The organism is Streptococcus suis (assembly GCF_019856455.1).
In the GTDB taxonomy this organism is placed as follows: domain Bacteria; phylum Bacillota; class Bacilli; order Lactobacillales; family Streptococcaceae; genus Streptococcus; species Streptococcus suis_AE.
Window position 1 is genome coordinate 1,350,542 of the sequence record NZ_CP082205.1, and the last position, 11,959, is coordinate 1,362,500.

The window sequence follows — 11,959 nt, forward strand, 5'->3', positions numbered from 1 at the left end:
TATTACATGACACCTTCCTAGCCTCTCTGGACTTAATTAAAGGAGATATTTTCTTTATATTACTCTTTTATTTTACCTTTGTCAACGCTTACCCAAGCTATGTCTAATTTCTCGGCGTAAACCTTCCAAACTATCAATACCATAAACTTCCATGCGTTTTGGCAAGTCTTGAATAATCTTTGGACAAGCAAATGGGTCTGTAAAGTTGGCCGTTCCAACCCCGATGGCTGAAGCTCCTGCAACCATCATCTCTATAGCCTTGTCCGCCGTATCCACACCACCCATACCAATAATTGGTAAATCAGTCATCTGAGCAACCTGACGAATGAGTTTGAGAGCAATCGGAAAAACTGCTGGGCCTGACATTCCTCCTGTACCATTTGCCAAGATTGGCTGGCGGTTTTTAAGATTGAATCGCATACCAACCAAAGTATTTATCATCGTCAAGCCAGTCGCTCCAGCATCCTCAGCAGCCTTGGCCAACAGGGTTATGTCTGCCACACTTGGTGTCAACTTAACGTAAACAGGTACAGATGAGGCTTCGACTGCTGCTTTTACTGCTTGATAGGCTAATTCTGGCACCTGACCAATTAGCAAACCATTGTTGCCATGGTCCACATTGGGACAGGAAATGTTCAGCTCGATAGCTTTTACGTTCGGAGCCTTTGAAATTTTCCCTGACACATAGGCATATTCTTCATTGGAAAAACCAGCCACATTGGCAATGATAGGCAAGTCTGGAAAATGTTGCTCAAGCCATGGGAGTTTTTCGGATAAGACTACATCAACACCCGGATTTTGAAGTCCAATGGCATTGAGCATACCTGCTGGTGTCTCTGCTACACGGGGAGTCGCATTGCCATAACGAGGATGACGGGTAGTCGCCTTAATCATAATGGAGCCCAACTGGTTTAGGTCATAATAATCCGCATACTCCTGACCAAAACCGAAGCAGCCAGAGGCTGGAATGATGGGATTTTTCAAGTCCAAGCCTGGCAAGGAAATGGCTAATCGTTTTGTCATTTCAACCTCCTACAAAATTAGACTACCAGTCGCAAAGACTGGACCTTCCTTGCAGACACGCTTGTTCTCGTGTTCTTGTCCCTCTTTGGGTTTGACAACACAGGCATAGCACGCCCCCATCCCGCAAGCCATCCTAGCCTCCAGTGAAATGTAGGCATGGGGATGGTCCTGAAAACGTTGGTCAACGTAATTCATCATAGCTGGCGCCCCACATGAGTAAATGGCTACAAACTCGTCTGTCAGCTCTTCAACGACCGTTGCGACATTCCCCTTACGCCCATAGGAACCATCATCCGTTGTGACATAAACTTGACCATACTTGGCTAGTTCCTCTTCCAAAATGACGGCCTCTTTGGTGGCAAAGCCAATGACTGACGTGACTTTGGCGCCACGGTTCGCCGCCTGTTTCGCCACTTCTACCAAGGGAGGAACACCGATTCCTCCGCCAATAATGAGAATATGGTCACCTGGTTTGAGAAAAGCCACTTCAAACCCTTTCCCAAGCGGTCCCATAACATCCAAATACTGCCCAACAGTCATTTTCGAAAAGACTTCCGTCCCCTGACCTTCCACTCGGTAAATAATCCGACATTGAGACTTATTCCGATCAATCTCGGAAATAGATATTGGTCTCCGCAAGAGCATGGAATCATCTGGGACACGAATATGGATAAACTGACCCATTTTCATATCTTGGACCATATCACCCTGCAAGATCATAGCAAATATACGTGGAGCAAGTTGGACTTGGTCAACCAGTAACATCTGTTCTTTTAAAGTCATCTTTTCTCCTATTCTATATAACAATGACACAGAAAACAAGAAAGTCGATATAGAGAAAAAAACCTTGCTGGCTAGCAAGGTTACACGAAAAGAAGGCAGTATTTGCCCTATTTATCACGTTCCCTTCTTCGCCTCTCTGGACTCAGTTAAAGGATATATTTTTAGCATTATACATTTTTTAGAATAATTTGTCAAATCATGATACAATAGAGGTATGAGAATCCAACAATTATACTATATTATCAAAATTGCAGAAACAGGTAGTATGAATGAGGCTGCCAAACAACTCTTCATTACCCAACCCAGCCTTTCCAACGCTGTACGAGACCTGGAAAAAGAAATGAAAATTAAAATCTTTTTCCGTAATTCTAAGGGCATTACCCTGACAAAGGATGGCATGGAGTTTCTTTCCTACGCTCGTCAAATTGTTGAACAGACCGAACTATTGGAAGACCGCTATAAAAATCCTAATGCAAAACGCCAACTCTTCAGCGTATCTTCCCAACACTATGCCTTTGTCGTCAACGCCTTTGTCTCACTTTTGAAAGAAACTGAGATGGAAGACTATGAACTCTTCCTACGTGAAACACGGACCTGGGAAATCATTGATGACGTTAAGAATTTCCGCTCAGAAATCGGAGTGCTTTTCCTCAACCATTTCAACCGTGATGTTCTGCTGAAACTTTTGGATGACAATCGACTATCCTATACAACTCTCTTCACTGCCAAACCACATGTATTTGTCAGCAAAACCAATCCTTTGGCACAAAGAAAGTCAATCACTCTCGATGATTTGGTAGATTTCCCCTATCTCAGCTACGAGCAAGGTATTCACAACTCCTTCTACTTTGCTGAAGAAATTCTAGCCCAGGAACACCATAAAAAATCGATTGTCGTATCTGACCGTGCCACACTCTTCAATCTCTTAATCGGTCTGGATGGCTATACAATCGCAACAGGTATCCTCAATTCAAATCTTAATGGAGATAATATTGTATCAATTCCTCTGGAATTTGATGATGAAATCGAATTGGTCTATATCCAACACGAAAAGGCATTGCTGTCCGACATGGGAGAAAAATTCATCGATTACCTACTTGAAGAGGTAAAATTCGACAAAAAATAAATACAAATTTATATAGACAAACAAAATAATATGTTATAATATATTTATGAAAGCCGTTGAAAAGAAGTTTGAAATATTTCAATTTCTGTGTAGGAAACGCTTTCATTTTTTTATAATTTATGCTATAATAGACATATCATATATATTAAGGAGTGGTTAGATGGCTCAAAATAAAATGTTAGCTATGATTCTTGCTGGTGGACGTGGAACACGTCTAGAAGGGTTGACAAAAAAAGTCGCCAAACCAGCGGTCGCATTTGGCGGAAAGTACCGCATTATTGACTTTCCTCTCAGTAACTGTGCCAACTCAGGTATTGATATTGTCGGAGTTTTGACTCAGTATGAGCCTGTTCTCTTGAACTCATACGTTGCACAGTCTCAACGTTGGGGGCTTGATGTACAAGGATCTGGTGTCTTTGTATTACCACCGAGTGAAAAAATCGAAGGTTTCGGACTTTACAAAGGTACAGCCGACGCTATTACACAGAACATTGATTTCATTGATCTTCACGATCCTGAGTACGTATTGATTTTGTCTGGTGACCACATCTATAAGATGAACTACGACAAACTCCTTGATACACATATTCAGAAAAAAGCAGATGCCACGATTGCGGTTATCGAAGTTCCGATCAAAGAAGCTTCACGTTTTGGTATCATGAATACGGACGAAGATTACCGTATTGAAGAATTTGAAGAAAAACCAGAAAATCCTAAGAGCAATTTAGCATCAATGGGTATCTATATCTTCACTTGGAAGACCTTGAAAAAGTACCTTCAAGAAGATGACAAATTGGACACTTCATCTCACGATTTTGGGCACGACATCATTCCGAAATACTTAGAAGATGGCCGCACTCTCATTGCCCATCCATTCCGTGGTTATTGGAAAGACGTAGGTACCGTTAACAGCCTCTGGGAATCCAATATGGACTTGATTGATCACGCGGGAGATTTGGACCTTTCTGACCGCTCATGGAGAATTTACTCAGAAGACAAGGGCTCACCTGCTCAGGTGATTGGTGCGACTGCAACTGTTAAATCTGCCTATATTGATAAAGGGGCAGTTATTGATGGTACAGTAGAACATTCTGTTATTTCAACAGATGTACAGGTCAACCAAAATGCCGTAGTAAAAAATTCTGTCGTCCTGCCTGGTGCTATTATCGGCGAAGGTGTTGAACTTGACTACGTCATCGTCGCTGAAAATATTAAAATTGCCGACGGAGTTAAACTCACAGGAGACATCGACCATATCCTCTTGATTGACAAGAATGTGACCAAGTAAGAAAGGACTGCTATGCTAAGAAATACTCTCGGAATTGTAAATATTGAAGGAAACAACGTACATTTTGGTGACGTGATGAAGCACCGTGGCGTACAAGCTTTCGGTTTCTTAGGTCGTTATCGCCTAATTGACTTTGCTCTATCCAATATGTCAAACTCTGGAATTACAGAATTCCAAGTATACATGCCTGCCGAAATGCGTTCAACAATTCAGCACGTTGGTACAGGGAAACACTATAACATCAACAGCAAACGCGGTACCCTTCGCTTGCTCAATAGCGCAACAGACCCAAATAGTGTCTATCGTCACGATATTAATGCCTTCACAGAAAACATCCACTACATCGAAAAGTCTACAAAAGATTATGTGCTAGTTGCTCCATCTTACTTCATCTATAGCCAGGATTTTTCAAAAGTCATGGATGACCATATTGCAACGGATGCTGATATTACCGTTCTTTATAAAAACGTTTCAGATGCTAAAGAAAATTTCATCGGCTGCCAAACTCTCAAATTTGGTGAAGACCGTCGTGTCGTAGCTTTTGAGGAAAACCACGGTAAATATAAAAACCGTCCCGTTTCCCTTGAAGCCTACATTATGAAACGGACTACATTTATCGACTTGATTAAACGTGCTAACAAAGTGTCATCTCTCTACTGGTTAAAAGATATTTTACGTGATACAGTTGACCAGTACAAGATTATGGGCTATGCACATCGTGATTATGTCGCATGTATCAATACGACAGCTTCTTACTTCAATACTCAAATTGAATTGATTGACCAAGATACCCGCAAACTCCTCTTCAAACATGATTGGCCAATCCATACCCAAACAAGTGATAGCTCACCATGTTTGTATGGTCCATTGGCAGAGGTCAAACGTAGCCTAATTTCAAATGGAGCGAACATCAATGGTCAAGTCGAAAATTCAGTCATTGACCGCGATGTTATCATTGAAGAAGGTGTTGTTATCAAAAACTCAATCATTCTCAATGGCGTGACAATCAAGAGTGGGGCGAATATTGAAAATGCAATTATCGATAAAGCAACTAAAATTATTCACCCAATTGACATCAAGGGAAGCGAAACTTCGCCTTCATACTTGAAACCACACCAAATCATTTAGGAGTTAACATGACAAAAAAATCTGTTCTCTTTGTAGCATCTGAAGGACTTCCATTCATCAAGACTGGTGGTTTGGCCGATGTAATCGGTTCCTTACCTAAAGAATTGGTAAAACAGGGGTTGGACGTCCGAGTGGTACTTCCTCTCTATAAGAAAATTGCTATCAATAACCATGCTGATTTCGATTACGTATCAAGTTTTGATGTGCGGGCTGGCGACATCCAATCTATGGCAAATGTTTACAGTCAGGTTGTTGATGGAGTAACATTCTATTTTATTGAGCACCGCGATTTCTTTGAACGCGATGAACTATATGGATATGACGATGATGCCATGCGTTTTGGCTATTTCCAACATGCTACATGTCGTCTGTTAGAAGCACTTCATTTCTTCCCGGATGTCATGCACACACATGACTGGCACACTGCTGCCCTTCCATTCCTTTGCCGTACTTTCTATAGCTACCGCGAAGAATTCCGCAATATCAAGCATGTATTCACTATTCATAACTTGGCTTTTCAGGGAATTTTCCACAAACAAGCACTTTGGTCAGCGCTTGGCATGGACTATAGCTACTATTTGGATGGTATTGCACGTTTTCATGATGAATGTATCAGCTTCATGAAGCTTGGTATCCTATACGCTGACAAGGTTACTACAGTTTCTGAAACTTATGCTCGCGAAATCCTAACGGAAGAATTCGGCGAAAACATGCAGCATGTACTAGAGTTGCGCAAATATGACTTGGTTGGTATTGTCAATGGTATCGACTATGACAGTTGGGATAGTCAAACAGATCAGTACCTTGTGAGAAATTATAGTCTTGAAACGATTGAAAGTAAAAAGGCTAATAAACTGGCCCTGCAAGCACAATTTGCCCTTCCACAAGATGAGAATGTCCTATTGATAGGTATCGTCTCTCGTTTGACATGGCAAAAAGGGTTCTACCTCTTGACCGAGGTACTTGGCCATCTTCTTCAAGCCCATGTCCAATTTGTTATCTTAGGCAATGGTGAGGAAGACATTGAAAATGCCTTTAATCACTTTAAACATGCTTATCCTGATAAATTTGCATTCTACCGTGGTTACAATGAACCACTTGCCCATCAAATTTATGCAGCAAGTGATCTCTTCCTCATGCCTTCTATGTTTGAACCATGCGGCATTAGCCAGTTGATTTCAATGCACTACGGAACACTCCCTCTAGTGCGTGAAACAGGTGGCTTGGTTGATACTGTAGCACCATACAATATGTCTACCAAAGAAGGAACTGGTTTTAGCTTTGGAGGGCGTGACGCTTACAATATGCGACAAGTCTATGATTTAGCCCTTCAAACCTACTATGACCGTCCCGATGACTGGTATGCCATGGTTGAACAAGCTATGAAGCGTGATTTTAGTTGGACAGCTTCAGCAGAGAAATACATCTGGCTATACCGGGAAATTAGTGGTTAGGAAATAAGATGAAAAAATAAACTGAATCGGAGTGTGACCCTAGTCCACTCCTTTTCGGCAACGGAGATTGCTATGACAGAATTTACTGACCTAGATTTATATTATATGAATGCTGGTGAGCATACCACTCTTTACGAAAAAATGGGTGCTCACATTATAAAAGAACGAAACAAAATTATCGGAACCCAATTTCGTGTCTATGCCCCAAATGCCAGAGAAGTATTCTTAGTTGGCAACTTTAACGAGTGGCAACGCAGTCACTCTATGGAGCGTGAAATTGATGGAGTGTTTCAACTTTATGTAGATGGATTAAAATCCCTTGAAGATTATAAATACCTGATTATCACACACGATGGGCGTGAAATATATAAGGCTGACCCTTATGCATTTTTCAGCCAAGTTCGTCCAGACACTGCCTCTACAACCTACAATTCGCGTTATAAATTCAAAGATGACATCTGGATGTATAATCGTGTTAACTATGATTTTAAAGAACAGCCAGTATCCATCTACGAGGTGCACTTAGGTTCGTGGAAGCAAAAATTTGCTAATAAAAATGAAGGAGGAGCTCCTGTAGAAGCTTTCAATAGTTATAAGGAAATTACTCCACTTCTCATCGAACATATCAGGGAAAATAACTACACACATATTGAATTATTGCCAATTACCGAGCATCCTCTCGATGCGTCTTGGGGCTATCAGGTAACAGGCTACTACAGTCCAACTAGTCGCTATGGCAAGCCAGATGAACTTAAGTATTTAGTTGACCAATGTCACCAAGCAGGAATCGGAGTGATTCTTGACTGGGTACCACTTCATTTCTGTAAAGATGCTCATGGGCTCTACCAGTTTGATGGCAGTTGGCTATACGAATACTCCTACGAACAAGACCGTGAAAACCACCAGTGGGGGACTGCTAATTTTGACCTTGGAAAAGGGCTGACTCGTTCTTTCCTTCTTTCCAATTTAAAATACTGGTTGGAATATTTCCATTTTGATGGCATCCGTGTTGATGCACTATCTTATCTCCTCTATTGGCGTGGTGAAACAGATGAGGATAAGATAAATCATGCCGCAATTGACTTTATCAAACGTGTCAATGCCATGGTCCATACCGACTATAAGGGAGTCCTGATGATTGCTGAAGACTCTTCAAGCTTCCCTAAAGTCACACATTCTCTAGAAAATGGCGGTATTGGATTTGATATGAAATGGGATCTGGGCTGGATGAATGATACACTAAAATTCGTGGAACGCCCTGCTATTTATCGAAAATATCACTCAAATGAAATCACTTTTGGTATGTACTATAACCAAAACGAGCAATTCTTACTACCACTTTCGCACGACGAAGTTGTTCATGGGAAGCACTCCATTATCGAGAAGATGAATGGCGACTACGAAGATAAGTTCCATCTGGCTCGAGTCTACTACAGCTTTTACTTCGCCCATCCTGGAAAGAAATTACTCTTCATGGGAAATGAATGGGGTCATATCCGTGAATGGCACGAATATACAGAAATGGACTGGGGACTGCTACAATTTCCAATCCACCATTCTTTCTATCAAATGATGAAAACATTATCTACTTTCTATAAAGAACATGATGCTTTCTGGAAATATGACTACCAAGCCTATGAAAAAGGATTTAATTGGGTAAAAATAGATGAAGAAGCAAGCCTGTATGCTTTTTCTCGCACTAGTGATGAGCAAGAAATCTTGACTATTCATAACTTTAATGATCAAGAACTATTTGATGTACACTTGGATTTGCCAGCTGACAGCGAATATAAACTTGTCTTCTCATCTAATGCTATTCCAATGGACACATTTAGCCTCTATCCCGATGAAAATGGAGCTAGAATTACTGTACCACGTTTGACCAGTTTTTATCTAGAGCGTGTGAAATAATTATCTATAAAAAATGGAGTATTGATCCGACCCAAATTTTCTGTCTAACTTTTTGGGTGTAGCTCACTTACTCCATTCTTTTTTTCATGCAAAAGGGAGTGGGAAAGAACTCAACTAGTCAAAAAAGAGTTCGTCTTCCCACCCCCGCACAGTTGATTAGGTCAGATTTGGAGTGTGAAACACGAACAAATCTGCCAATCAACCACTGCGCTGAGATGTTGACACGAACTCTGAGAAGTGGCTTTGGACTTTTTGCCCAGCCTCTCGTTTCTCTTATTCAACACTTGTATATGTTGCAGCTTTCTCAAGGAAAGTATCAAACTCACCACTTGCTTTTACTTCTGCGATAACCTTGTCTATCGCAGTTTTTAGTTCTGTACTACCTTTTGGCAAAGCAATGACTTTCGAATTCTCATCAATCGTTGGAAATTCAACGGATGCAACGGCTAAATCTGAATTCTGTGAAACATAACCAGCAGCAACTGGAGAATCCATTAAAATAGCATCAACTTTTCCTGATTTGAGCTCATTTACGGCTTCACCCATCAAGGTTAAAGAAATCAGGTTAGCTTGACTAATGTTTTCTTGTGCGTAGGATTCTTGTGTTGAACCCTTTTGTACCGCGAGAGTTTTCCCCCTCATAGCATCAATTGAAGTGAGTGAATTAGCGCTATCTTTTTTGATAAGTAATACATCAGAAATTTGATAGTAACTTTCAGAGAAATCAAAAACTTTTGCACGCTCTTCCGAATAAGATAGACCAGCAATTGCAATATCAGCTTTGCCATTTTGAACGCTAGACAATACATTGTCAAAACTCATTGCTGAAACTTCAAGCTTGACCCCAAGTTCGTCGGCTATTTTTTGAGCCAACATAATATCTGCACCAACAACTTCATTCTTTCCATCAACTAGTGCCTGAAACTCGAATGGAGCATAGTCTGGACTAGTTGCCACTACCAATGTTCCTTTTTCTTTAATTTTATCTAATGCAGATTGTGATGATGTCGAAGAACAAGCTACCAATGTCAGTCCTGCTAAAACTGTTGCTGCTAATGCCAAGATTTTTTTCATATTTCCTAAATACCTTCTCTTTATTTTAATAAAATACTTATTCTAAAAAACAGAAGCTTATTGATTTTCATTGTATTTTCTTGCAGTTTTTCAGAATGTATTCTCATTTTAATTCATTTTTATACATTTGTCAAGAAAATATTATTTTTATTCAATTTAATCGTATAAAATTTAATTATTGGAAATGGATAATTCATAGGCTTCTTGAACAAATTGATCCATCTGTCCAGATTCCACTAGTTTTGTAATGACAGAGTCAACTTTTTCCTTTAAAGCTGTACTTCCTTTTGGTAAGGCAATAGCATAGGCATCTGAATAGCTACTTTTTATCTCAGTATCTAAAATAACCAAGTCATCATTTTTGGCAACATAGGCTTTCGCAATCGGCTCTTCAAAAATAACTGCTTCTAGCTTCTGTGATTTTAATTGATTAATCAGCTCTCCGTTCGAAGCTAGAGCAATAACCGTGGAAGACGGAAGCTGTTCTTTAGCAATTTGTTCTTGAATAGAACCTTTTTGTGCTCCTATATTTGCCTCAGCTAGAGAATCAAGCGATGTATATTGTGCAAGATCCTCTTTATTTATAATAACTTTATTGGTTGAGGTGTAGTAAGGAATGGAAAAATCATACACTTTTGCACGCTCTTCAGTGGCTGAAATTCCTGAAATGGCAATATCCGATTGCCCTGACTGGACATTGTTCAAAACATTATCAAAACTCATCGCTGAAAATTCGACTTCTACACCCAATTCTTGACCAATGGCTTTTGCAAGCTCAACGTCAGCTCCAACGATTGTATCTTTGCCATCAACCAGTGTTCTAAACTCAAATGGTGGAAATTCTGGATTCAATGCAACAATTAGTTTTCCCTTTTCCTGAACATCCTTCAAAGAAGTATCTTCTTGAGTAGCATTTCCACTACAAGCACTTAGGGTCATCGTTGCCAACAAAACCAATCCCGTCATAATATATTTTTTCATCATCATATTCTCCTTTAAAATAATCCTGTGCATACTTATACCGTTTTTTTATATAAAACATCGGACTTCCATTGTAGTAAAATGCATATTTTTTCTCCTTTTTTGAAATATAAAAACATTTTACGTCATTTTTATACATTTGTCAGCTTATTTGTTGTATTTTTATTCAAACAACATAAAAAAGAAGCTATTTCTAGCTTCTACCTAAAATTCTTATCCCACTCTCCATCGTCATTTTTTCTAGTATAAAAGAACTCGGACAAATCTGGCCCATCCATAACTTTTAAGATTTCAAGCAAGTCATAGGCCAAATCCATCTGAGGCAGGTCCGACTTCTCGACCCAACGCACCTCGCCTTCTTCAGTTGATCGGATAGTTCCTGTAAACTCTGTTGCCTTATAGAGAAATACAATGTAACGATGCCCTTCCTTATCCGGCCAATGTTTAAGACCAACCAAGCGAGCATCAGTGACTGTTAAACCTGTTTCTTCTTGCACTTCTCTAACAACTGAATCATGGAAATTCTCGCCTTCTTCAATATGTCCACCTGGAAAGGCAACACCAGACCAACGATAACGCTTGGGATCTCGAATCTGTACAACGACCTTCCCTTCCTTATCTTCGATTAGACACATGTTGGTCAAAGTGACCATTTCTTTTCTAGCCATTTTCTCTCTCTTTCTGTTTAAAAATCATTCTATATTCTGTACGTTCTGCACCTAAATTGACCGTTTTTTTGACGCCATCAAATCGGAAGCCCACTTTTTCATAGAAGGCAACGGCACGCGCATTCCCCTCCAATACCCAGAGAGTAACGGTTTCGTAGCTCTGCAATTTTTCCAAAGCTGCCTGCATGAGCTGGTAACCTATCTTCTGATTATAATAGTCCGCCAAGACATAGAGGGCGTAGAGCTCCCCTGCCCCTTGCAAATCCTCCTGACTAGACGAGCCGTAACAGGCAAAGCCAACCACCTTATCATCCATCACAGCTATCAAGATATTCTGAGGATACCGAACTGCCCAGTCTTGACAGCGTTCTAAGGTGTAAGTATTCTTTAAAAATTCCTGAGGTAACAAGTCAGCATAGGCCTCCTGCCATGATTTCCAATGAACATAGGCCTTGCCTAGCATTTCACTTTTCGTTTCCAATGGTTTAATCATCATCTAATGTACCTCCGAATTTTTTCCTCT

General features: G+C 40.2%; 11 protein-coding genes. 5 read left to right on the top strand and 6 right to left on the bottom strand.

What is annotated here, in order from left to right; all coding sequences use genetic code 11:
- Positions 1-81: 81 nt before the first annotated feature.
- Entirely contained in the window at positions 82-1,023 is a 942-nt protein-coding gene (locus K6969_RS06555) for a dihydroorotate dehydrogenase (RefSeq protein WP_029173215.1), read from the bottom strand.
- 9 nt (positions 1,024-1,032) lie between these two features.
- Positions 1,033-1,806 carry a dihydroorotate dehydrogenase electron transfer subunit gene (locus K6969_RS06560; RefSeq protein ID WP_029173214.1) on the bottom strand — a complete coding sequence of 258 codons (774 nt, stop codon included), beginning with the start codon at positions 1,804-1,806 and terminating at the stop codon, positions 1,033-1,035.
- Between the two features lie 214 nt (positions 1,807-2,020).
- Here K6969_RS06560 and K6969_RS06565 point away from each other — a divergent pair, with 214 nt between their 5' ends.
- The 5 genes from K6969_RS06565 (at position 2,021) to glgB (ending at position 8,713) form a co-directional block, all read left to right on the top strand.
- Positions 2,021-2,932: a LysR family transcriptional regulator gene (locus K6969_RS06565; RefSeq protein WP_029173213.1), complete on the top strand. Its 912-nt coding sequence runs from the start codon at positions 2,021-2,023 to the stop codon at positions 2,930-2,932.
- A gap of 160 nt (positions 2,933-3,092) precedes the next feature.
- A complete protein-coding gene (locus tag K6969_RS06570; protein ID WP_002935156.1) occupies positions 3,093-4,220 on the top strand; it encodes a glucose-1-phosphate adenylyltransferase in 1,128 nt (375 codons plus the stop codon).
- 12 nt (positions 4,221-4,232) lie between these two features.
- Entirely contained in the window at positions 4,233-5,348 is a 1,116-nt protein-coding gene (gene glgD / locus K6969_RS06575; protein WP_002935157.1) for a glucose-1-phosphate adenylyltransferase subunit GlgD, read from the top strand.
- Positions 5,349-5,356: 8 nt separating this feature from the next.
- Positions 5,357-6,802 carry a glycogen synthase GlgA gene (gene glgA, locus K6969_RS06580; protein ID WP_002939565.1) on the top strand — a complete coding sequence of 482 codons (1,446 nt, stop codon included), beginning with the start codon at positions 5,357-5,359 and terminating at the stop codon, positions 6,800-6,802.
- 72 nt (positions 6,803-6,874) lie between these two features.
- Entirely contained in the window at positions 6,875-8,713 is a 1,839-nt protein-coding gene (gene glgB, locus K6969_RS06585; protein WP_002935159.1) for a 1,4-alpha-glucan branching protein GlgB, read from the top strand.
- A gap of 273 nt (positions 8,714-8,986) precedes the next feature.
- Here glgB and K6969_RS06590 read toward each other — a convergent pair whose 3' ends face one another.
- From K6969_RS06590 to K6969_RS06605, 4 genes are all read right to left on the bottom strand, one after another.
- Positions 8,987-9,787: a transporter substrate-binding domain-containing protein gene (locus K6969_RS06590; RefSeq protein WP_029174399.1), complete on the bottom strand. Its 801-nt coding sequence runs from the start codon at positions 9,785-9,787 to the stop codon at positions 8,987-8,989.
- Between the two features lie 171 nt (positions 9,788-9,958).
- Positions 9,959-10,768 carry a transporter substrate-binding domain-containing protein gene (locus tag K6969_RS06595; protein WP_079270353.1) on the bottom strand — a complete coding sequence of 270 codons (810 nt, stop codon included), beginning with the start codon at positions 10,766-10,768 and terminating at the stop codon, positions 9,959-9,961.
- A gap of 200 nt (positions 10,769-10,968) precedes the next feature.
- Positions 10,969-11,436 (bottom strand): 8-oxo-dGTP diphosphatase, encoded by a 468-nt coding sequence (locus tag K6969_RS06600; protein ID WP_029174397.1) that lies wholly within the window; start codon positions 11,434-11,436, stop codon positions 10,969-10,971.
- The gene (locus K6969_RS06605) at positions 11,429-11,932 is read right to left on the bottom strand and encodes a GNAT family N-acetyltransferase (RefSeq protein ID WP_029174396.1); all 504 of its coding nucleotides are present in this window, start codon (positions 11,930-11,932) and stop codon (positions 11,429-11,431) included. The genes K6969_RS06600 and K6969_RS06605 overlap by 8 nt, the downstream gene beginning before the upstream one ends.
- Positions 11,933-11,959 lie beyond the last annotated feature (27 nt).

Bases quoted from the DNA above. Each gene is read 5' to 3' on its own strand.
- K6969_RS06570 (WP_002935156.1), top strand. From the start codon at position 3,093: ATGGCTCAAAATAAAATGTTAGCTATGATTCTTGCTGGTGGACGTGGA.
- K6969_RS06555 (WP_029173215.1), bottom strand. From the start codon at position 1,023: ATGACAAAACGATTAGCCATTTCCTTGCCAGGCTTGGACTTGAAAAAT.
- K6969_RS06590 (WP_029174399.1), bottom strand. From the start codon at position 9,787: ATGAAAAAAATCTTGGCATTAGCAGCAACAGTTTTAGCAGGACTGACA.
- K6969_RS06595 (WP_079270353.1), bottom strand. From the start codon at position 10,768: ATGAAAAAATATATTATGACGGGATTGGTTTTGTTGGCAACGATGACC.
- K6969_RS06565 (WP_029173213.1), top strand. From the start codon at position 2,021: ATGAGAATCCAACAATTATACTATATTATCAAAATTGCAGAAACAGGT.
- glgA (WP_002939565.1), top strand. From the start codon at position 5,357: ATGACAAAAAAATCTGTTCTCTTTGTAGCATCTGAAGGACTTCCATTC.
- glgB (WP_002935159.1), top strand. From the start codon at position 6,875: ATGACAGAATTTACTGACCTAGATTTATATTATATGAATGCTGGTGAG.
- K6969_RS06600 (WP_029174397.1), bottom strand. From the start codon at position 11,436: ATGGCTAGAAAAGAAATGGTCACTTTGACCAACATGTGTCTAATCGAA.
- K6969_RS06605 (WP_029174396.1), bottom strand. From the start codon at position 11,932: ATGATGATTAAACCATTGGAAACGAAAAGTGAAATGCTAGGCAAGGCC.
- glgD (WP_002935157.1), top strand. From the start codon at position 4,233: ATGCTAAGAAATACTCTCGGAATTGTAAATATTGAAGGAAACAACGTA.
- K6969_RS06560 (WP_029173214.1), bottom strand. From the start codon at position 1,806: ATGACTTTAAAAGAACAGATGTTACTGGTTGACCAAGTCCAACTTGCT.